Source organism: Alteromonas sp. WD8-37, from assembly GCF_055326825.1.
Genome location: NZ_JBUZOV010000002.1, coordinates 190,664 through 212,968, shown reverse-complemented (window position 1 = coordinate 212,968; position 22,305 = coordinate 190,664). Strand labels below are relative to the sequence as shown.

The 22,305-nt window shown below is 52.6% G+C and carries 20 protein-coding genes; 11 read left to right on the top strand and 9 right to left on the bottom strand.

Annotated elements, in window-relative coordinates:
• Positions 1–4: 4 nt before the first annotated feature.
• The 6 genes from recO to djlA form a co-directional block, all read right to left on the bottom strand.
• On the bottom strand, positions 5–712 hold the full coding sequence (gene recO, locus ACTUJZ_RS06360; protein ID WP_463635454.1) for a DNA repair protein RecO: 708 nt from the start codon (positions 710–712) through the stop codon (positions 5–7).
• Positions 713–716: 4 nt separating this feature from the next.
• Positions 717–992, bottom strand: a complete 276-nt coding sequence (locus tag ACTUJZ_RS06355; RefSeq protein ID WP_463635453.1) for a hypothetical protein — start codon at positions 990–992, stop codon at positions 717–719.
• The gene (recJ, locus tag ACTUJZ_RS06350; protein WP_463635452.1) at positions 982–2,709 is read right to left on the bottom strand and encodes a single-stranded-DNA-specific exonuclease RecJ; all 1,728 of its coding nucleotides are present in this window, start codon (positions 2,707–2,709) and stop codon (positions 982–984) included. The genes ACTUJZ_RS06355 and recJ overlap by 11 nt, the downstream gene beginning before the upstream one ends.
• A 122-nt stretch (positions 2,710–2,831) precedes the next feature.
• Positions 2,832–3,542 (bottom strand): bifunctional protein-disulfide isomerase/oxidoreductase DsbC, encoded by a 711-nt coding sequence (gene dsbC, locus ACTUJZ_RS06345; RefSeq protein WP_463635451.1) that lies wholly within the window; start codon positions 3,540–3,542, stop codon positions 2,832–2,834.
• Positions 3,543–3,638: 96 nt separating this feature from the next.
• The gene (gene xerD, locus ACTUJZ_RS06340; RefSeq protein ID WP_463635450.1) at positions 3,639–4,550 is read right to left on the bottom strand and encodes a site-specific tyrosine recombinase XerD; all 912 of its coding nucleotides are present in this window, start codon (positions 4,548–4,550) and stop codon (positions 3,639–3,641) included.
• Complete coding sequence (djlA, locus tag ACTUJZ_RS06335; RefSeq protein WP_463635449.1) at positions 4,547–5,380, bottom strand: co-chaperone DjlA; 834 nt, start codon at positions 5,378–5,380, stop codon at positions 4,547–4,549. The genes xerD and djlA overlap by 4 nt, the downstream gene beginning before the upstream one ends.
• A gap of 20 nt (positions 5,381–5,400) precedes the next feature.
• Here djlA and ACTUJZ_RS06330 point away from each other — a divergent pair, with 20 nt between their 5' ends.
• The 11 genes from ACTUJZ_RS06330 (at position 5,401) to ACTUJZ_RS06280 (ending at position 17,607) form a co-directional block, all read left to right on the top strand.
• Positions 5,401–5,760 carry a hypothetical protein gene (locus tag ACTUJZ_RS06330; RefSeq protein WP_463635448.1) on the top strand — a complete coding sequence of 120 codons (360 nt, stop codon included), beginning with the start codon at positions 5,401–5,403 and terminating at the stop codon, positions 5,758–5,760.
• A 424-nt stretch (positions 5,761–6,184) separates the two neighbouring features.
• A complete protein-coding gene (locus ACTUJZ_RS06325; RefSeq protein ID WP_463635447.1) occupies positions 6,185–8,425 on the top strand; it encodes an LPS-assembly protein LptD in 2,241 nt (746 codons plus the stop codon).
• Positions 8,426–8,481: 56 nt separating this feature from the next.
• Positions 8,482–9,759, top strand: coding sequence for a peptidylprolyl isomerase SurA (gene surA / locus ACTUJZ_RS06320; protein ID WP_463635446.1), 1,278 nt, complete (start codon positions 8,482–8,484; stop codon positions 9,757–9,759).
• A gap of 17 nt (positions 9,760–9,776) precedes the next feature.
• The gene (gene pdxA / locus ACTUJZ_RS06315; RefSeq protein ID WP_463635445.1) at positions 9,777–10,760 is read left to right on the top strand and encodes a 4-hydroxythreonine-4-phosphate dehydrogenase PdxA; all 984 of its coding nucleotides are present in this window, start codon (positions 9,777–9,779) and stop codon (positions 10,758–10,760) included.
• On the top strand, positions 10,757–11,581 hold the full coding sequence (rsmA, locus tag ACTUJZ_RS06310; protein WP_463635444.1) for a 16S rRNA (adenine(1518)-N(6)/adenine(1519)-N(6))-dimethyltransferase RsmA: 825 nt from the start codon (positions 10,757–10,759) through the stop codon (positions 11,579–11,581). Before pdxA ends, rsmA begins: the two co-directional genes overlap by 4 nt.
• Complete coding sequence (apaG, locus tag ACTUJZ_RS06305; protein ID WP_463635443.1) at positions 11,578–11,955, top strand: Co2+/Mg2+ efflux protein ApaG; 378 nt, start codon at positions 11,578–11,580, stop codon at positions 11,953–11,955. Before rsmA ends, apaG begins: the two co-directional genes overlap by 4 nt.
• Positions 11,955–12,782, top strand: coding sequence for a symmetrical bis(5'-nucleosyl)-tetraphosphatase (locus ACTUJZ_RS06300; RefSeq protein ID WP_463635442.1), 828 nt, complete (start codon positions 11,955–11,957; stop codon positions 12,780–12,782). The genes apaG and ACTUJZ_RS06300 overlap by 1 nt, the downstream gene beginning before the upstream one ends.
• A gap of 578 nt (positions 12,783–13,360) precedes the next feature.
• On the top strand, positions 13,361–15,385 hold the full coding sequence (locus ACTUJZ_RS06295) for a HAMP domain-containing methyl-accepting chemotaxis protein (RefSeq protein WP_463635441.1): 2,025 nt from the start codon (positions 13,361–13,363) through the stop codon (positions 15,383–15,385).
• 196 nt (positions 15,386–15,581) lie between these two features.
• Complete coding sequence (locus ACTUJZ_RS06290; protein ID WP_463635440.1) at positions 15,582–16,529, top strand: transposase; 948 nt, start codon at positions 15,582–15,584, stop codon at positions 16,527–16,529.
• A gap of 231 nt (positions 16,530–16,760) precedes the next feature.
• Positions 16,761–16,973, top strand: coding sequence for a transcription antiterminator/RNA stability regulator CspE (gene cspE / locus ACTUJZ_RS06285; RefSeq protein ID WP_463635439.1), 213 nt, complete (start codon positions 16,761–16,763; stop codon positions 16,971–16,973).
• Between the two features lie 415 nt (positions 16,974–17,388).
• Entirely contained in the window at positions 17,389–17,607 is a 219-nt protein-coding gene (locus ACTUJZ_RS06280) for a hypervirulence associated TUDOR domain-containing protein (protein ID WP_463635438.1), read from the top strand.
• 33 nt (positions 17,608–17,640) lie between these two features.
• Here the strand turns inward: ACTUJZ_RS06280 and lysC are convergent, their stop codons facing one another.
• The 3 genes from lysC to acnB form a co-directional block, all read right to left on the bottom strand.
• Entirely contained in the window at positions 17,641–18,990 is a 1,350-nt protein-coding gene (gene lysC / locus ACTUJZ_RS06275; RefSeq protein ID WP_463635437.1) for a lysine-sensitive aspartokinase 3, read from the bottom strand.
• Between the two features lie 37 nt (positions 18,991–19,027).
• The gene (locus ACTUJZ_RS06270; RefSeq protein ID WP_463635436.1) at positions 19,028–19,480 is read right to left on the bottom strand and encodes a DUF192 domain-containing protein; all 453 of its coding nucleotides are present in this window, start codon (positions 19,478–19,480) and stop codon (positions 19,028–19,030) included.
• A 156-nt stretch (positions 19,481–19,636) separates the two neighbouring features.
• Complete coding sequence (gene acnB, locus ACTUJZ_RS06265; protein ID WP_463635435.1) at positions 19,637–22,249, bottom strand: bifunctional aconitate hydratase 2/2-methylisocitrate dehydratase; 2,613 nt, start codon at positions 22,247–22,249, stop codon at positions 19,637–19,639.
• Positions 22,250–22,305: the final 56 nt, after the last annotated feature.

Here is a 22,305-nt window from a genome sequence, read left to right as displayed (position 1 = left end):
AATGCTACTGCCACAGACCTCGGGCGAATAATTCACGACTTTTTAATGGCTTGTTTCCCAACAGAGGGGCCAGAGCCTGGCGTGCCAGCCATTTGGCGGTCTGACGAGCTGCCGGGGTCCAGTCCTGTGCGCACATTTGCTGCAGCGCCTGGCCTGACAATCGGCCTGGCTGGCTGGGATCTGCGGCGCTTACTACGCCCTGCTCGGGCACAAACACATACCAGCGCTCCGCCTCAATCGGCGCGCCGGTGTGGGCATCGGTTAACCAGTCGGGTAGCTGGCCCATCTCATCAAGTAACGCAAACTCAAAGCTGCGTAAGGCAATATCGGCCGGCTCTGAGGTAGCCAGCATCGCCAGCGCCTGCTGGTAACGGTCAAACAAAGCCTCGCTGGCCAGTCCCGGCGGTAATGTGCGATTAACAATTTCATTGACATACAAGCCGCAAAACAGCGCATTGCCCGCCAGGGGCCAGGGTTTGCCGCCACTTTCCAGCTGGGTTAAGGTTTTTAGCTCAGATTTACCGGTAAGTTGCAGGCGTACCGGGCCGAAGGGTTGCAGCAAGCTTTTGCGGTCAGACTTAGCCTGGCGACTGCCGCGCGCCACCGCCGAAATCCGGCCGGTTTGCAGGGTAAAAAAATCCACCAGATAGCTGGTTTCGCGGTAGGCCCGGCGGTGCAGCACATAGGCATCCACCCATACAGAAGCGCGCATAATGTCAGGCTCGCTTGATCCGTACCACTTTCATCTGTTCAAACACCACGCCGGCTATTTCCTCTTGCTGGGGATAATAGGTCAGATTGACCCGCGCCCCCACCAGCGGTTTATAGCGGCCGCGACGACGAAAGATAAACGGTACATCATAATCTTGTAGCATCAGGGTGTGGCGCACCCACTCCCCTTCTTCGCGCTGTACATGTGAGACCACTTTGAGGCCCTCACTGTGCACCAGTGCCGGGTGGCGGGCGGTCAGTTTGTCTGCATCACTGGTCATAGGCGGCTATTTCCTGCACCAGTAACTGCACCGACTCAACTCCGCGAAACTGGTTAACATCCAGCTGATATACCAGCTGAACCTGGCGGGTATTGTGATTGGGCCAGGCATTCGGGTCGACATTAAAGGCAATGGCATCCACTTCTTCGCCCGAGTTCAAGCGTAAGGTCAGTTTAAGATGCTGCTGTTTGAGCAGGCGCTGATTAACAATCTCAAACACCCCGTCAAACACTGGTACTTCAAAGCCCTGACCAAACGGCACAGCTTGCTTGAGTAAGCGAGCCACCAATAACGATAACTCGTCTTTACTCAATTCGCCGTCGGTAAGAATGTGCTGCTGCGGGCCAATTGCCGCCAGCTGCTCGGCTACCGCCTGATCAAAGGCAGCCTTAAAATCAGCCAGATTAACCAGCGGCAGCGATAGCCCGGCGGCCATGGCATGCCCGCCAAATTTGCTGATCATACCAGGATGCTGGGTATGAACATGTTCCAGCACATCGCGAATATGAATGCCCTGGATTGAACGGGCCGAGCCTTTGATGGTGTCCTCATCCTGATGGGCAAAGGCGATGGTAGGCCGTTTGTATTTGTCTTTTAAGCGTCCGGCCACAATGCCAATCACGCCCTGGTGAAAGTCAGCTTTATATAACACCAGCCCGGCCGGCAAGCTGTTATCGTCCACCGAGACGGCGGCCAGAGCGGCTTCAGCTTCAGCTTTCATATCGGTTTCAATAGCCCGGCGCTGCTGATTCAGACGATCCAGCTCACTGGCCATATACCGAGCCTGCATGGGGTCGTCACACAATAAGCATTCGATCCCCAGCGCCATATCATCTAAACGGCCGGCAGCATTGAGCCTTGGCCCCACCACAAAGCCTAAATCAGTGGCGGTGATGGCAGCCGGCTGCCGGTTGGCCACCTCTAAAATAGCTTTGATACCCGGGCGGCAGCGCCCGGCCCGGATCCGTTGTAAGCCCTGGTGCACCAAGATCCGGTTATTTTTATCCAGCGGCACCACGTCGGCCACCGTGCCTACCGCGACTATGTCCAGCAGATTGGCCAGGTTGGGCGTACTCAGCCCCTGGTCGCTAAACCAGTTTTGCTGTTGCAACCGGGCGCGAATGGCTAGCATAAGATAAAATGCCACACCCACTCCGGCCAGATTTTTGGAGATAAACTCACAGCCGGGCTGGTTAGGGTTCACGATGGCATCGGCCTCGGGTAAGGTCGGGCCGGGCAAATGGTGGTCGGTAACAATCACGGTCAGGCCACGCGCCTTGGCCCGAGCCACCCCCTCTAAGCAGGCGATGCCATTATCTACGGTGACAATCACCTCGGCGCCTTCATCGCAGGCCACATCTACAATTTCCGGGCTTAAGCCATAGCCAAAATCAAACCGGTTGGGCACCAGGTAGCTCACCTTAGTCAGCCCCATTTGTTTGAGCGCCAGCATGCAGACCGCGGTGCTGGTGGCACCATCGGCATCAAAGTCACCCACAATCACCACCCGCTTACCGGCCACGATGGCTTCACACAACAGCGCTGCCGCTGTGTCAGTGCCCTTGAGCTGACTCACATGGGCCAGCTCGCCGGCGGCTGTTTCCAACTCGTTCAGCGAGGTAACCTGACGGCCCCGGTAAATGCGATCCAATAATGGATGCAATGAGTGGCATAAAGGAGTGGGCGTCAGCTCACGCCGGGCAATAGGCAATCCCATAGTGTTATGACCTTACGACAATCTTAAAAAGTAGAGGGGTATGATAGCGCGAAAACCGTCCATTCGGTAACCTGTCCCGACTGGCGGTTTTCGCTATTTACGCTAAATCTTGTTGGAAACGCTTAGCCTTGCTGGTCCAGGATCTGCGCCAGCACGCCGGCAGGCTGATAGCCGGGAATCAAGGTGCCATCTTCTAAAATAATATTGGGCGTGCCATTGACGCCGATTGACTGGCCAAACTCAAACTGCTGGGCCACTGTGTTGTTGCATTGTTTTTGCGCCACATCATCGCCCTGCTTGGCGCTGGTCAGTGCCTGTTGTGGGTTACTGGCACACCATACCGATACCATGTCCTGGTAGGTGGGTGATGACAAGCCGTTACGCGGGAAGGCAAAATAGCGCACCGTGATGCCTAAAGCATTGAGCTGGTCGATTTCTTTGTGCATTTTACGGCAATAACTACAGGTGATATCGGTAAACACCGAGATTGTGTGCTTTTCATTGTTGGCTTTAAACACAATCGCATCATCGGCAAAATCAGACAAACCGTCCAACCGCATCTCGGCCATGGCTGTTTCAGTGATATTTTTCATGCCCTGTTGCAGGTCAAAAATGCGTGCCTGCATGAAATAGCGGCCATCTTCGCTGACATAAAACAGGCCTTTGTCGGTGGTGACCTGTAATAAACCGGCCACCGGGGCAGCTTTTATCGCTGTGACCTGCATACCCAGTGTGCTTTCTATTTTTTGTTTAAGCGCATCGGTGTCGGCACTCACAAGAGTGCTGAACAACAGGCTGGCGGCAACTATCAGTTGTAAAATTGGCTTGACCACAATGTCTCCTTTTAAGGGGTGTACTGTACAGACCGGACCGGCTGGCTGCATCTTTCACCGCATTATCCTACCACAGCTGCAGCACTTAGGCAGGCACTAGCCACGCGGATGATGGGTATGGATGAGGGTTTGCAAGCGCTCGGTGGCCACATGGGTGTAAATTTGCGTGGTAGACAAATCGCTATGCCCCAGCAGCATCTGCACCACGCGCAAATCCGCGCCGTTATTAAGTAAATGGGTGGCAAAAGCATGGCGCAATGTGTGCGGCGACAAATGCTGCTCAATACCGGCGCGCACTGCATAGTGCTTGATACGGTGCCAAAAAGTCTGGCGGGTCATCTGGCGGCCGCGCTTACTTAAAAACACCACATCGCTGGTCGCCTGGCTCAAGGCCGGGCGGGCGCGGCGCAGGTAGCTGTCAAGCCAGTCCATGGCGTCTTCGCCCAGCGGCACCAGACGCTCTTTGTTGCCCTTGCCGGTGACCCGAACCACGCCTTGCACCAGGCTAACCTGATTCATCTGCAGGCTAATCAGTTCGGTCACTCGCAAGCCGGTAGCATACAGCACTTCAAGCATACAGCGGTCGCGATGTTCGATAGGATCGTCAGGATCCGGGGCCTGTAACAGGGCGTCTACCTGGTCTTCACTCAATGAAGCAGGCAGATGCTGTGCGGCTTTAGGATTACTCAGGCCGGACACCGGGTTGTCCGGGCGTTGATGGCTGGCAATCAAAAAATTGTAAAAGGCGCGCATGGCGCTCATGCACCGCTGGGTACTGCGGGTCGACAATCCGGCTTCGTGGCGGTGCCACAGATAATCCTGAATATGTTCAGTGCCCAGAACACTGATATCGGCAAGCTGCTGAGACTGGGCAAACCCGGCCAGCTTGGTCAGGTCGGTGCGATAACTTTGCTGGGTATGCTCGCTCAGCCCTTTTTCCAGCCATAGCATCTGGATAAATGCATCAATATGCTGCTGGCTGGCCTCGCTTAGGCGCTGCGTGGTCAAAATTTGCGTCGCTCTTTGATCAGCTCATAAGCCGCCTGGATGTCCTGGGTTTTATTTTTGGCCATTTCCAAAGCCTGCTTAGGCAGCCCTTTGGCGGCCAGCTTATCCGGATGATGCTCGCCCATGCGCTTGCGATAGGCGCGCTTGATGGTTTTTTCATCATCCTGGGCGCTCACCCCTAAAATTTTATAGGCATCTTCCAGGGATTGGCTGTCAGAATAGCCGCTGCGCTGCTGGCCACCGGCAGCGCCGGCACGGCCCCGAAAGCGGCGTTCGGCATCGTAGGCCGACAACAAATAGTCCAGATCGGTGCGCCGAAAGCCCAACGCCCGCGCCACTTTTTCCAGCACCCGGTACTCAGCCTGGCTCACGTTGCCGTCGGCAAACGCAGCCTGAATGAGAATTTCTAAAAACACCTGCAGAATATCGCGTCGACCATGGCAGTGCTCGTACAAGTTTTTCAGTGTGTCCACCACCGGGTAATCCGCTGCTTTGCCTTCGCGAAATGCCTCTTGTGCTTCGCGGCGGGCCTCGCCGTGCAGCTGCATTTCGTCCATCAGCGCACTGGCCAGCGTGATTTCGTGCTCGGTCACCTTGCCATCAGATTTGGCCAGGTGCCCTAACGCAGCAAACAGACTGTGAAAGAAGATCGCCTGCTGCCGCAGCCCTGACTGGTCGGTAAAAAACCGCCCAAAGCCGCCCAGCTTGTTGAAATCCTGGCTGTAGGCGCGGTCAAACAAATGCCCAACAATCAGCCCTAAAATGGCGCCGGGGATCTTGAGAAACATAAACCCAAAAATCAGCCCCAGCAATTTGCCCCAAAACGGCATCCCCTGCTCCCGTTGTTATCGTGCGTACACCGCACCCACTATACCGTAAGACGGTAGATATTGAGATCTTATCGCCGGTTATAAAGGCCCCCGCCGCATCACGCAACAAAAATCTTCCCATCTCATTCTCTGGACACCCATCCCGTTCACTGGACACCCACCTCCATTCACTGGACACCCACCACCATTCACTGGACACCCACCACCATTCACTGGACACCCACCACCATTCACTGGACACCCACCTCCATCCACTGGACACCCACCTCCATCCACTGGACACCCACCTCATTCACTGGACACCCACCTCCATCCACTGGACACCCACCTCCATCCACTGGACACCCACCTCATTCACTGGACACCCACCCCCTACATAGGACACCTACACGGATAGTCACGCTGTGTTCCACGCATCAGTACGCAAAAAAGCCTGCTTGCTGGTGTGCCACCGAGCAAATTTACTCCCCACCGTGCCTGTAGGTTGATGGCGGGTATCCAAGGTGGGTATCCAGTTTTTGTTCGCGCTCATTCGGCCTGTGGCTGCCAGTGTATGAGGTGGGTGTCCAGTTGCTAATCAGGCAATAGCGGCAGGGGCAAGTGGATAGTTAACGCGGCAATTTGCGCAGTTTTTTATGCTCAGCGGTTGGTTATTGCAAAATAAGTGCTTAGAATTGGCCGTTAACTTTGCGTTTTGCCGTAGAAGGCTCAAATGCATCGCATTTCTGAACCGCGTTTTTACTGCCTGGCTTTGCGTCGGGGAGCAAAAACAAACACATTTAGACACAGGCCATCCGTCACCGCATGAAAACATCCTGCGCATCATTGATGTTGATTTCACTAAGCTGGCAGGCTGCCGCGCAATCAACCGCCTCTTCTGATTCTGCAGCTGAGGCTGCAGACTTGCTTTGCCCTGCGTCCCCCGTGCAGTTTTCCTCCGAGCAGCTGATGGCGACAGGCGAGGTAAAAGTCGAAGCGCAACAAACCGAATTTTTGTCGCAGCGCGAGGCCAACTTTACCGGTCAGGTGGATATCACCTCTGATTCGGCCATTATCAGCGCTGACGAAGCGCAGATCCGTAACAACGGCCGCCAGCTGGATGCACGTGGTGATGTGGTGTACCAGGATGACCAGCTGCAGGTGCGCAGCGATGCGGTGAGTGTCGACTCGGTCAACGAGACCCTGGCCATGCAAAATACCGAGTATTTTTTAAATGGCTCCAATGGGCGTGGCACAGCCAATACCATTGATTTATCTGCCGCGCAGGGGCTGACCCTGACCGATGTGCGTTTTACTACCTGCCCGGCCGGCGCCGAGGACTGGTCAATCCAAGCCTCTGAGATTGAGATTTCCCGTGACTCCCTGTGGGGCGAGGCCAAAAACACCCGCTTTTATGTGGGTGATGTCCCGGTGTTTTATTTGCCTTATTTTGCATTTCCGGTCAGTGATCAGCGCCAGACCGGCTTGTTGTTTCCCGAATTTGGCAGTTCCTCCAATGTTGGTCTCGACTACGAGCAGCCGTTTTACTGGAACATGGCCCCTAACTATGACATGACTCTTTCGCCGCGGTGGATGTCGAATCGCGGGGTGCAGCTGAAAACCGAATTTCGCTATTTAAGTGAGCAAGGCTACAGCGTGCTGGATATCGAATACCTGCCCTCTGATAAAGATACTCAGGATGAAGAGGATCGTTATTTTTATCGTATCAAGCACGATGGCGTATTAGGTAAGCACTGGACGGTGGGCGTTGATGTTAATGGCATCAGTGATGATAACTACATTGTGGATCTGGGCACCGATTACTATAACCGCGCTGACACCCACTTATTTCGCACCGTGGGCATGAATTTTTATTCTGACCACCTGACGCTGGATCTGCACATTCGCGATTTTGAGATTATCGGCGAGCGGCCCGACGCCTACCGCGCACTGCCTGAAGCCCGGCTCAAAATCGACCAGCCCGTGGGGTCGCTGTTAACCTTCAAGCTTGACTCTGAGCTGGCATATTTTGATACCATCAACAGCGATGCCCCTACTGCGATGCGTTTTCATGTGGCACCATCGTTGTTGCTACCGTTTGAGCGCCACTGGGGCGAGTTGTCGGCCGAGGCAAAAGTCATGAATACCACCTACCGGCAAGACAATGTCGAAGGCACGCCGCTGGAGGAAAATGTTAACCGGCTGCTTGGCCAGGGCCGGGTCTTCGGGACCTTGTATTTTGAACGTCAGGGTAGCTGGTTTAATGACAACGACCTGATGACACTGGAGCCAAAATTTCAGTACCTGTACACCAGTTATGAAGATCAGAGCAATATCGGCCTGTACGACACCGCCACGTTGCTCACCGACGTGGAAGGGCTGTTTCGTGGCCGCGAATTTATCGGCTTAGATCGCATCAATGACAACAATCAGATCACGCTAGGCGCCACCACTCGCATCATGGATGAAGACAACCGGGAACATTTTGCGGTTAGCCTGGGTCAGATATTCTATCTTGATGATAATCGCATCGTGTCGCCCAATGATGATCGCGACCGCTCAGCCCTGGCGGCAGAGCTGGATTGGCGCATCGACGCACGCTGGTATGTACATTCTGATATTCAAATCACCACCCAGACCGACGAGGTTGAACGTAGCAGTTTGTCGCTGGAGTATCGCCGCGATAACGATAGCCTGGTCCAGCTGACCCACCGCTATGTGCGCGAGCTGAGTGGCGAAACCATTGACCAGATTGGCATATCAGCCAGCTGGCCAATCAACCAACAGTGGCATTGGGTAGGCCGGTCGTATCGCGACCTGGAGCGCCACCGCAGTGTGGAAACCTACTTTGGGCTGGAATATCAGTCATGCTGCTGGGCGGTGCAATTGGTAGCCCAACGCCAGCTAAGCAACCGGTTTGGACTGGATGGCTTACAATCAACCGATGAGTACGATTCTGGTGTAGGATTGCAATTTATCTTCAAAGGCTTAGGCTCGGCAAAATCCAGCCGCCGAATGCTGGAAGATGGTATGTTTGGTTATCGTCAGCCATACAATTTGAATTAATTTTACCGGCTGGCATGATGCAATGCCGGCTTTCTTAACGACAATAAAGAGTAATTATGAAGTTCATTATTCGGGCTATGTGTATTACTGCCCTGCTTACCTGTACAAGCTGGGCGCAGCAAGTTTCACTGGACCGCGTGGCGGTAATTGTTGATCAGGGCGTGATCCTGGAAAGCGAAGTCCAGGCGCTAATTGAAGAAGTGAAGCGCAATGCGCAGGACGAGGACCAGAGTCTTCCGGCCGACCGGGTGTTGCGCACCCAGGCTATTGAACGCCTGATCCTTATAAATCTGCAAATGCAGCGCGCTGAGCGGATGGGGATCCAGGTCAGCGATCCACAGTTAGAGCAAACCGTGGCCAATATTGCGCAGAATCAGGGCGTCTCGGTGGACCAGCTGCGTGAGGAACTGCGCAATCAGGGGATCAGTTATGATGACTACCGCGAAAGCGTCCGCGAGGAGCTGATTGTGGGTGAAGTGCGTCGGGCCAATGTCCGTCGTCGGATCTACATCACTGAGCAGGAAGTGGACTCGCTGGTGAAAGTCATGAACGAGCAAGGCGCTGAACAGGCAGAATATCAGCTAGGCCACATCTTGATCGGCCTGCCTTCAGAACCGGATGAAGAAGCAGTGGAAGAAGCCCGCCAGCGCGCTGGTAAAGTATTGTCTTTGCTGCGTGAAGGTTCGGATTTTGCCCGCATCGCTATCACCTCATCTTCTGGCTCTAATGCGCTGGAAGGCGGTGACATGGGCTGGCTGAACATCAACTCCATGCCTACCCTATTTGCTGAAGCAGTCCAGGAGCATGAAAAAGGCGACCTGATTGGGCCAATCCGCAGTGGCGCCGGCTTTCATATCTTAAAAATCAAAGATACCCGCGGCATTGAAAAAGTCACGGTAGAAGAGGTCAATTCTCGCCATATTCTGATCAAGCCATCGATTATTTTGAGCGAAGAAAAAGCCAAACAACGCCTGGAGAAATTCCGCCAGCAAGTGATTGACGGCGAAGCCGATTTTGCTGAATTGGCCAAAGAGCATTCGGAAGATCCGGGCTCTGCGTTAAGAGGCGGCGAGCTGGGCTGGGCTGACCCGACCATGTATGTGCCGGCATTTCAAAAAGCGCTGGCCAATTTAGAGCCTGGCGAATACAGCCAGCCAATCCGGTCGACCCATGGCTGGCATCTGATTCATTTACTGGATCGCCGGTTTGACGATGCCACCGAAAAACGTAAAGAAGATAAAGCCCAACAGCTTATCTACAGCCGTAAATTCAAGGAAGAGTCAGAAACCTGGCTTCGTGAAATGCGCGATGCCGCATACATCGAAGTGCTGTAGTTTCGGCCACCCAGACTATGACCATGTTGAAAATAGCCATCACGCCCGGCGAACCGTCGGGCATTGGCCCGGATTTGATTATTCAGTTGGCGCAGCAGCAATGGGACGCGCAACTGGTGGTCTTTGCCGATGGCACTATGCTAACCGAACGGGCCAAGCTGTTAGGGCTGCCTCTCACTTTACGCCCGTTTGAGTCAGCTCAGGGCGAGCTGCAGCAGCCCGGTGAACTGTTCATCCGCCAGATTGATACCGATGTGCCGGTCATCGCTGGACAACTGGATAGCGGCAATGGCCAGTATGTGGTCGAAACCCTGCGTCAGGCCTGTGATGCTAATATGCACGAGCAGTTTGATGCGGTGGTGACCGGCCCGGTACATAAAGGCATCATCAATGAAGCCGGTGTCTCATTTTCCGGTCACACCGAGTATTTTGCTTATCAGTCCAATACCATGGATGTGGTGATGCTACTGGCCACTGAAGGGCTCAATGTAGCTCTGGCCACCACCCATATTCCATTAGAATATGTGTCGCGCGCAATCACCGAAGAGCGCCTGCACCGGGTGATTCGGATCATCCACGCCGACTTGCAGCAAAAGTTCGGCATTGCCGAGCCGCATATCTTTGTGTGCGGGCTCAATCCGCATGCCGGCGAGAATGGCCATATTGGAAAAGAAGAGCTGCATACCATCATTCCAGCGCTTGAAGGACTGCGCGCCGAAGGAATTAAGCTGACCGGTCCGCTGCCAGCTGATACAATTTTCCAACCAAAATATCTGGAGCACGCAGATGTGGTACTGGCCATGTACCATGATCAAGGCTTACCGGTATTAAAATTTAAAGGCTTCGGGGCTGCTGTTAACATCACGCTTGGGCTGCCATTTATCCGTACCTCTGTTGACCACGGCACTGCCACCGATTTGGCTGGCACCGGTCAGGCAGATGCCGGCAGCTTCAAAAAAGCGCTCGAAAAAGCCATCGAACTTGCGAACAATCATCTATGAGTAAAACCCATTTAGGCCATACTGCACGTAAGCGGTTTGGCCAAAACTTTTTGCATGATGACTATGTCATTGAGCAAATTGTGAATGCCATTCATCCCCAAAATGGCGAAAATCTGGTTGAAATCGGCCCCGGTTTAGGGGCACTGACTGACCCGGTCTGCGAACGGGTAGAGGCTCTGACCGTAGTGGAATTGGACCGCGATCTGGCCAAGCGCTTACGGCATCATCCATTTCACGGCAGCAAACTTAATATTATCGAGCAGGACGCATTGACCCTGGATTTTGACACAGTCAAAGCCAGCCTGCCTAACGCCGACCAGCCGCTGCGGGTGTTTGGTAACCTGCCTTATAATATTTCCACGCCGCTAATGTTCCACTTATTCGACTATGCACAAAGCATTGCGGATATGCATTTTATGTTGCAAAAAGAAGTGGTGAATCGTCTGGCGGCTGGCCCTGGCTCAAAAAATTATGGCCGGCTGTCGGTGATGGCGCAGTATTATTGCGCGGTGACACCGGTCCTAACCGTGCCGCCTGATGCATTCAAACCGGCACCCAAAGTAGACTCTGCCGTAGTGCGTCTGGTGCCTCATGCGCAGCCGCCGGTGGAGGTGACCTCGGTCAACACCCTGGAGCGGGTCTGCGCGCAGGCATTTAACCAGCGCCGCAAAACCATTCGAAACAGTCTAAAGGACTGTATAGGCGAGGCGGCGCTACAGTCGCTGGGCCTGAACCCGGCAGCGCGGGCGGAAACTCTGTCACTGCAGGATTTTGCGACCATTGCCAATTACATCACTCAGCAAGAGGTTGTGCAGGAGTGAACGATTCAACATTGATTAAAGTGAAAGTGGCCACCCGGCATTTGCCAGAGCATCCGGCAAATCACGATGATAAATACGCATTTGCCTATCAAATCACCATCGAAAATGGCAGCGATGTGCCGGTCCAGTTGATCAGCCGTTACTGGCTGATTACCGACGGCAGTGGCAAAAAGTCTGAAGTTCAGGGCGAAGGTGTGGTTGGTAAACAGCCCACCATCGCACCCGGTCAACATTTCGAATATACCAGCGGCGCGGTCATCGACACCCCGGTGGGCACCATGGAAGGCTATTACCAGATGCAGGCAGAAACCGGTGATATGTTCCGAGTGCCAATTGAGGTATTTCGTTTGGCTGTGCCCAACGTCATTAATTGATGATGACAAACATGCAGGCCCGGCAAACCCTCATCGTGGGCGATATCCAAGGCTGTTATAGCGGGCTACGCGGGCTGTTGGACAAATGTGAATTTGATGCAACGCAGGACCAGTTGCTGTGTGTGGGCGATATTGTCGCTCGCGGCGAAGATTCTTTGGCCACCGTGGATTATCTGATGTCGCTGGGCGAGCGCTTTAGCGCTGTGCTGGGTAACCATGATCTGCATTTACTGGCAGTGATCGAAGGCATTAAACCCGTCAACAAAAAAGACAACCTGGCCAACCTGCTGGCCAGCCCGGCTGCTCCGGCCATCGCCCGCTGGTTGCGGCAGTTTCCGCTGGCCATGCGTATCGACGACCGGCATGTGATGGTCCATGCTGGCTTGTATCCGGGCTGGGGAGCGGAGCAGCTACTGCAGCTTTCTGCTGAGGTCAGCGCCCAGTTACAGGGGCCAGCGTATCAGGATGTGTTAAGCCACATGTATGGCAACGGGCCTTTACACTGGCACGACGATCTTAGCGGCGATGCCAGAATGCGCTTTATCATCAATGCCTGTACCCGGATGCGCTTTGTTACTGACGATTACAAACTGAATCTCAAGGAAAAAGGCACACCGGCCAGTGCCAGCAATAGGCTCAAGCCCTGGTATCTACTATCCAACCCCCAACTGCCCAAGGACCAACATGTGGTATTCGGGCACTGGGCTGCCCTGGAAGGCCGCACTGGACACCCACAGTTTATCGGCCTGGACACCGGCTATGTGTGGGGCAACAAGCTGACCGCCCTGCGTCTGCATACCGGCGAACGCATCAGTTTTCCTTCCTAGCTCTTAGCAATTGCGCAAGAGGTCGGCCGCACTGGACACCCACCTAGCCCCGTATTGACCAGCTATTATGCTCCGCACTGGGCACCCACTTATTTAGCTCTTGGTAGACATCATCTTTCGGCTCATCTTTACCACTTTCTCCTGACGTCGAACGCTCTGCCTGATGAAACAATGTGGGTGTCCAGTAAAGGGATAACCGGTGGCTGTCCAGCCAAGTAGACTGCGAGGCTTGCTGTCGCATCTGCAACTGACTGGCAATATGTGTGAGCTAGCAAATAAAAGAATATAAGACGTTCATAAAGAAGTGGTATGCAAGTGGGTATTTGTAGTGCTTTGTAGGCATTCGACAAAAACTTCAAGTGTAGAAAATATACTTAATGATGGATATTAAATCTTAATCACCAAAGGGATTTCTTTAAAGTTAGCCCTGCCCATGTCGATAACCTCAAGGGAATGGCGAAAACTACTCTTTCTACACGCAAACAGCAAAGATTGTGGTTAAATAGTGGGTGTAATTTACAAGAATTCAGCACTAGCCTAAAAATTCTAACAAAACCTTGTATGCATCAGGAGTCTCGATGAAAATCACGGTGGCCATGCGAATAATCGGTGGGTTTGTTACCATCAGTTTATTACTGGTATTGATCAGTATTTCTTCTTTATACAACCTCAACTCAATTGGCGCAGCCACCGACGAGGTCAACGATGTAGCCATTCCGACCCTGTCGGGAAGCAACACATTAAAAGCCACCTTTTTAAACATGAGCCGGCTGACCTTTGAGTCATACATTGAAGAAAGCCTGGAGGGTCTTAATGAAAAACAGGCCAGTTTCAATGACAGCCGCCAGTTGTTTGAGCAAACTTACAAACGCCTGGTGCCCATTGTCGAGAACGACCCGGCGCTTAAAGCATCATTGGATAAGGTAAAAAGCAGTTACGCCACCTACATCCGCAATGTTGAAAAAATGTATGCCAGCCATCGTCAGTATATGAGCATGCGCAATACCATTGACGAGCGCTTAATGGATGCTGAAGACAATGCTGACGATGCTTCTACCTACTTGCTCGATTTTTCCTATTTACCAGCGGTTGAAACCAATCCGGCATTAAGCGAAGCTGCTAAAATCGGCAGTGAATTGGAGTCTGCACTCCTGTCGATGCTGACCGTGTCTAATGAATATGTCAAAACCCAGACACTGGTGCGGGCGGAAACCTTGGGCAACGAGGTAAGCCTGGTGGTTGACGATGTATCGACCAAGCTATCAGCCATGATGGATGCGGCCAATGGGCAGGATTCCTCAGGCAGTTTAGAAGAAATCAGCGAGATGGTGAGCAATGCGTTAAATGCGATTACCGCTCAGGACGGCGTGGTGCAACTGCATACCGACCGTCTGGCCTACCGTAATGCCGCTGAACAAGCGCTTAACCAGTCTGATAACAATATCTCTGAAGCGATGGTCGAGTTAGAACGTTTGCTGGCGTTGACCAACGAGCGCTCGGCCCAAATTGATGCCCAGGTAAGTGAAAAGGTCAGCAGCGGCAACCTGGTGGTCATTGTCGTGGTGCTGGTTTCACTGCTGATTGCAATAATTATCGGCTACTTCACAGTACGCGCAATCACCCGCCCGCTTAACCGCGTGAACGAACTGCTGCAGGTAGTATCGTCAGGTGATTTGACCCACCGCTTAGATGACTCTGCCCAGGATGAATTTGGCCAACTGGCGCGCAATTGTAATCAACTGATCGCCAGTCTGAAATCATTGATCAATGGTATCAATAACCGGGCTGAACAGCTGGCGGCAGCATCTGAACAGACCTCTACTGTCACCGCACAAACCACCCACTCCATCCAGGATCAAAAATCCCAGATATCTCAGGTTGCTACCGCCACAACCGAGATGCATTCCACCTCACAATTGGTGATGCAAAATGCTGAAGATACTTTAAGCCAGATTCGTCATGCGGACAGTGAAGCCGAAAAAGTGCGTCAAATCTCTTTGGAAAATAAACGCACCATTGAAGTGCTTGCTCGTGATGTACAAGAAGCGGCAGAAGTAATTAATAAATTACATCAGGACAGCGCCAGCATCGGCGGCATTTTGGATGTGATTCGCGGAGTGGCCGACCAGACCAACCTGTTGGCTTTAAACGCGGCGATCGAAGCCGCCCGAGCCGGCGAGCAAGGTCGCGGCTTTGCGGTGGTAGCCGATGAGGTTCGTACGCTGGCCAGCCGCACGCAGGAGTCGACCCAAGAAATTAATGCCATGATCGAAGTGCTGCAAGCTGGCGCGGAGCGCGCGGTGGATGTGATGAATCAGGGTAAAGATCAAACCGCAGTGTGCGTAGAGCAGACCGAATCAGCCACCCGGGCGCTGGATATTATCTCAGAAGCCGTGCGCCAGGCGCATGATGTCAGCTCTCAAATCGAGCAATCGGCCCGCGAGCAAAATACGGTTTCACTGGAGATCAGCGAAAAACTGGAAACCATTGTGGGTATTGCAGAAGAAACCACGGTGGGCGCTCAGCAAACCTCTGAGTCTAGCCACGAAGTGGCACGTTTGGCCGAAGAGCTGCAACAGTCTATTCGTCAGTTTAAAGTCTAATCAGCAACACATAAGTACACGGCGGCCTCCGGGCCGCTTTTTTGTGTTTTTCACCTGCCACTGCTGGTAGTGGACAGCCACACATTATCTGTCTACTAGGCACCCACGGGTAGCGCAAAAACTCGCCTTAGGTACAGCAGCTATTCGGGCCCGCATAGCTCATAGTTTGTGTTTTACGCAAATTGGAGTTTCTCACATGCCCCTACCACGACGCAGCCTGATTGATGTATCTCGCACTCCTTATTATCACTGTGTTTCGCGCTGTGTGCGCCGGGCATTTTTGTGCGGTAAGGATGTTGTGACAGGACGCTCTTACGAGCATAGGCGGCAATGGGTAGAAGAACGGCTGCTGCTGTTGGGTGAAGTGTTTTCAATCCATATTTGTGCGTATGCTGTGATGCATAATCACACCCACCTGGTCCTGCAAATTGATGCCGGCCAGGCGCAGCATTTAAGTAACGAAGAGGTGCTCACACGTTGGCACCGGCTCCATAAAGGAACGGCTTGTGAACGCGACTACAGCAACCCTTCGTTGCATGACCGGTTGAGCCCGGCAGACAAAGAAAGCGTACGCCATGCAGTTGCCGTCTACCGGCGTCGATTGGCAGATATCAGCTGGTTTATGCGCGAACTGAATGAATACATTGCCCGGCAGGCTAATAAAGAAGATGAGTGCACCGGCCGTTTTTGGGAAGGCCGGTATAAGTCGCAAGCATTGCTTGATCATACTGCACTGGCAGCCTGCATGGCGTATGTTGACTCAAACCCTATTCGTGCTGGTATCGCCAAAACATTGCAAGCGTCCCGACACACCAGCATTTACCAGCGGTTGCGACGCACAAATACCGCGCGTGTATTGAGCCAATTTAGTTGTACCGCATCGACAGGTAAGCGCCCCGTACTGCCCTTTTCCTGGCAGGCCTACGCTACGTTGCTAGACACTACGGTCGCAGTGAATCAAGCTGGCACCCACAAACGCAGTCCATCTCTTTGTCAGGCTCCCCCCTGCAGTTCGCCTTTAGACCCGATATGGAATAACCAGGCAAGCACCATTGAAAAACAATTCGGCAACTCAGTCAGTACCACCTTGTTGCGAAAGCGGCTTCATCGCCGGGCGCACACTGCATCTTCTCTGACCGGTTGACATTGGTTCGCTGTATAAAAGATTACATTTACAATAAATGCAAAATACTACTAGACACGGCTGCGCACAAACTATACTATACACACGCTTTAGATATTAAAGCACTTTACTATTACTGCACTGTTTTCTTTATTCTCCTTTTTAAGTTGGTTTTAGATTCATAGCTGCGTTATTAGCTAAGTTCTATCTATTGCTCAATTATTTTTTCACTTATTTAAAAAGGCGACTAACATGTCTGATACAGTAAACGGCACCGTAAAATGGTTTAACGAAGACAAAGGTTTTGGCTTCATCACTCAAGAAAACGGTGGCAAAGACGTATTTGTTCATTTCCGTTCAATCGTATCTGACGGCTTCAAAACCCTGTCAGAAGGTCAATCAGTGACTTTCACTATTGAACAAGGCCAAAAAGGCCCTCAAGCGAGCAACGTAGTTGTAAGCTAACCAACCTTATTGTTGGTCTTATTACGCCAGGCACTGCCTGGCGTTTTTGTATGTGTCTTCCTATCCTCTTCTCTCAATTCGCTTCTCTGCAAAGCTGGCTTTTATTCCCAAAGCCGGGACACCCACAGTTGGTAAAATGCAGTATTGCCCCTCTCCCTCAACTCTTGGTTGACCCGCAGTAATTGCCCCAAGTAACACTCGTAAGGGTTATAAGCACAAGCAGTCCATAGGTGGCTGTCCAACGTTAACGATGGCTGTCTTGTTGCGCCTGCGAGTGGCTGTCCAGGAAATGTGTGGCTGTCCTCACCTGGGCCGGTTAGCTTCAATGCACGGCGGCAATTTGAGCAGCGGCCGCTTTTGGGCTATCCCACCGGTTACCCCGTAATCAGCTTGAATAGCCAACAAGGAGGCCAAGATGAGCAAAGCATATCAAACCAACAGTAAAGTAGAGTGGGAATGGGGCAACGGAAAAGGTCAGGGATATGTGCGAGAGGTGTTTTGGGAAGAAGTCACCCGAACCCTGCAAGGCGAAGAGGTCACCCGTAAGGCGGACGATAACAAGCCGGCTTATTTGATTGAACAAGAGGATGGCGACAAAGTTCTGAAATTACATGATGAACTGAATAAAGCCTGATAGACGGGCAAGCTTACGCTTGCCCGCATTGTCTTACTCAAACAAAGACTGATGCAGGCCGCGCACCACTTCGGTACTGTCGGTTTCGTTTACCAAAAACGACATATTATGCGGGTTGGCGCCAAAGCAGATCATCCGCAAGTTGTAATCGCTCACTGCGGCAAAGATCTTACTGGAGACTCCTTTAGCGCTTTGCATGTGATTGCCCACCACAGTGACCAAATCAAAGCCTTTTTCCACTTTGACATCACAGATGGTTTCCAGCTCGGCAATGGTTTCCCGATTTAAACGCGAGGCTACCGAATTAGCCGGATTATCCAGAGTAAAGGATACCGAGATCTCTGAGGTGGTCACCAGATCCACACTCAAGCGATGTTTGGCAATGATGGCAAATACCTGTTGCAAAAAGCCCTGGGCGTACATCATTTTCGGGGTTTTAACCGTCACCATCACCTGCTCTTTACGCCGCGTGATGGCCCGGTAAGGAGGCTCATGCTCACAATCACGCATGATCCAGGTACCGCCTTTTTCCGGCTCTTTGCTGGAGCCGACAAACACTTTAATGTCCTGGCGCAGCGCTGGCTCCATAGTCGCCGGATGCAGTACTTTGGCACCAAAGGTGGCCATTTCTGCTGCTTCTTCAAAGCTCAGCTCTGGCAGCGGATGAGCATTAGGCGCAATGCGCGGGTCCGTGGTATAGACTCCGGTCACATCGGTCCAGATTTCGCAGACTTCGGCATCCAGGGCTTCAGCTAACAGCGCCGCCGTGAAATCTGAGCCACCACGCCCTAAGGTGGTGGTACGCCCTTGTTCATCGGCGCCAACAAAGCCTTGCGTTACCACCACCGCATTGTCGATCTCCGGGCGTAGCAACAATTCGCTGAGTTCTTTAATAGTCTGTAATTGCGGCGCAGCCTGACCAAACTCGCTGTCTGTGCGCAGCACCTTGCGCACATCAAAGTTCAGGGCCGTTGCCTCGGTTTCATCAAGCACTGCACTAAATAACAGCGAAGACATGCGCTCACCCATCGACAGCAACTGATCTTTTAAGTCATCGCGATGCAAGATTTCGGTGTGAAATGCCAGCTCACGCATTTCATCCAGCAACTCCTGCAGCTTGGATTTAACCACGTCAGCCTGTTGCAGGCGCTCAACAATCGCCATCTCAATCTTAATAACCGCATCGCAAACTGCGTCAATTTGCTCTTGAGTCATAGGGGTAAATGCCAGGCTGACTAAATGATTGGTTACCCCGGCCGACGCACTGACTACCACGATTTTGGTGGCCGGGTTGCCCGCGACGATCCGCGCGCAATTCTGCATCGCATCATAATTGGCTACACTGGTTCCGCCAAACTTGGCGATGGTTAATGCATCAGTCACAATCTTCTCCATCTTCAGTTAAAACTTTGCCTGCAACTTATTGCAGGACTATGTGTACGGTGTCGCCCACCTGAATATCATGCTGGGCAAACCACCCCTGGTTCATCTCCAGCGCATAGGTGACCCGGCGCGAAGCGCCCACAGACGTTAAGTCATGGGGCTCCAGCGGCTTAATATCAGTGATCACGCCGTCTTTGGTAATAAAGGCCACATCCAGCGGCACAAAGGTGTTTTTCATCCACATGCTGGCTTGTTTAGGTGGACTGAAGCGAAACAGCATGCCGCAATCCTCACATAACTGCTTGCGAAACATTAGTCCGCGGGCTCGTTGTTCGAAGGTTTGCGCATACTCTACCTGATAGGCTGTGTCGTTAACGGTCACCGTGGCCTGTTCAAACTCGATGGGCGTAGCGGCGGTAGCCGCCAGACCCAGCAGGCCGAGCAGCCAGCTCAATGTCAGTAGCAATATCCGGTGTTGTTGCGCCTTCATTATTATCCTCGTTGCACTTAAGCCATGTGGCGGGTGTTCAGGCAGTCTACCGTTGCCCTGCCTTTTTATCTAGAGATGTTAATTGCCACGCATAAAAAAAGCCGGGCTGTAAAACAGCCCGGCCTTATCAGTGTGTAATCAGTCCGTTAGCCGTGCTTAGGCAAGGCTTAAGGTAGGAATGATATTGGCCTTGGCATCTTCCTCGGCTTTTTTGAAGCTTTCCATGCGATCGAAGTTCAGGTAGCGATACACATCGGCTGCCATAGAGTCAATCTTACCGGCGTATTCCATGTATTCTTCAGCGGTCGGAATGCGACCGACGATAGCACCAACAGCCGCCAATTCAGCAGACGTCAGGTACACATTGGCGCCATCACCCAAACGGTTGGGGAAGTTACGGGTAGAGGTCGACAATACTGTCGCACCGGCGTCAACCCGTGCCTGGTTACCCATACACAGTGAACAGCCTGGCATTTCGGTGCGTACACCTACCCGGCCGTAAATGTTGTAATAGCCTTCTTCCATCAACTGCGCTTTGTCCATCTTGGTCGGTGGTGAAATCCACAGACGTGTCGGCAGTGTCTTACCGTAGTTGTCCAGCAATTTACCGGCCGCACGGAAGTGACCAATATTGGTCATGCACGAGCCAATGAACACTTCGTCCACTTTGTCGCCGGCCACATCAGACAAGGTTTTGGCATCATCCGGATCATTCGGGCAGCATACGATAGGCTCTTTGATGTCATCCAGATCGATTTCGATGATTTCTTTGTACTCGGCATCTTTATCGGCGCGCATCAGCTCTGGGTTGGCCAGCCACTCTTCCATCTTCTGGGCACGACGCTCCAGCGTACGCGGATCACCGTAGCCTTCGTTGATCATCCAACGCAGCATAGTGATGTTCGAGCGCAGATATTCAGCAATCGACTCTTCTGACAGGTTGATGGTACAACCGGCCGCAGAACGTTCTGCCGAAGCATCTGATAATTCAAACGCCTGTTCTACAGTCAGATCTTCTAAGCCTTCGATTTCAAGAATACGGCCGGAGAACTGGTTAATCTTACCTTTTTTCTCAACTGTCAGCAGGCCTTGCTTGATACCGTACAGTGGGATGGCGTGGACCAGGTCACGCAGGGTGATGCCAGGCTGACGCTTACCTTTAAAGCGCACCAGAATTGATTCTGGCATATCCAGAGGCATTACACCGGTGGCGGCAGCAAAGGCAACCAAACCAGAGCCTGCCGGGAAGGAAATGCCCAGCGGGAAGCGCGTGTGCGAGTCACCACCGGTACCCACGGTGTCTGGCAACAACATACGGTTCAGCCAGCTGTGGATGATACCGTCGCCTGGACGCAGTGACACACCGCCACGGTTCATGATGAAGTCCGGCAGCGTATGCTGGGTTTCAATATCCACAGGCTTTGGATAAGCCGCAGTGTGACAGAAAGACTGCATAGTCAGATCGGCAGTGAAGCCCAGACATGCCAAATCTTTAAGCTCGTCACGGGTCATCGGGCCGGTGGTATCCTGCGAGCCCACGGTGGTCATCTTAGGTTCACAGTACGTGCCAGGGCGGATCCCCTCAACACCACAAGCTTTACCGACCATTTTTTGCGCCAGGGTATAGCCTTTGCCAGTATCCTGCGGCTGCTCTGGCTTTCTGAACAGGTCAGTTGGACCTAAGCCTAATGCTTCACGGGCTTTATCGGTCAGGCCACGGCCAATGATCAGATTGATACGGCCACCGGCACGCACTTCATCCAAAATCACTTTTGATTTGTAGCTGTACTCGGCCAGCACTTCACCGGTTTCATGGTTAGTGATTTTGCCTTCGTACGGGTAGATGTCGATCACATCGCCCATGTTCATTTTTTCTACATCGGCTTCAAAAACCAGTGCACCGGCATCTTCCATGGTATTGAAGAAGATAGGGGCAACCTTGCTGCCGATACAGACACCGCCGCCACGCTTGTTCGGTACGCCAGGCATGTCTTCACCGAAGAACCACAAGACAGAGTTAGTGGCCGATTTGCGTGAAGAACCCGTCCCTACTACATCGCCAACAAAGGCTACCGGGTGGCCCTGGTTTTTGATGGCTTCAATTTGCTTCATTGGGCCTTTAACGCCGTGCTCTTCTGGCTCTAAACCATCACGGGTCATTTTGTAGGCTGCCAGCGCGTGCAGCGGAATGTCTGGACGAGACCAGGCATCAGGCGCAGGTGACAAATCATCGGTATTGGTTTCGCCAGTGACCTTAAACACAGAGTAGGTCATCTTGTCGTCCATCTTATTGCGCGACGTGAACCACTCACCTTCGGCCCAGGACTCAATCACTTCGGTGGCAAACTTGTTACCGGCTTTGTGCTTTTCTTCCACATCATGGAATGCATCAAACATCAGCAGCGTGTGTTTCAGTTCTTTGGCTGCCAGTGGTGCCAGTGACTCATCGTCCAGCAGGTCGATCAGCGTAACGATATTGTAACCGCCGTGCATGTTGCCCAGCAGCTCTACCGCTTTTTCACGATCGATCAGTGGGCAGGCCACTTCACCGGAGACCACGGCACTCAAAAAGCCGGCTTTTACATAAGCGGCTTCGTCGACCCCAGGAGGAACGCGCTCAGAAATCAGCTCCAACAAAAATTCTTCTTCTCCGGCGGGCGGATTTTTCAGCAGTTCAACTAAGCTGGCGACCTGTTCGGCGGTAAGCGCCTTCGGAGGGATACCTTGTGCAGCACGTTCATCTACGTGTTTACGATACTCTTCTAACACGATTTCTTCCTCATGGTTATTCCTGCCTGGGCAATGTTTTCGGTCTTGGCGGCAGG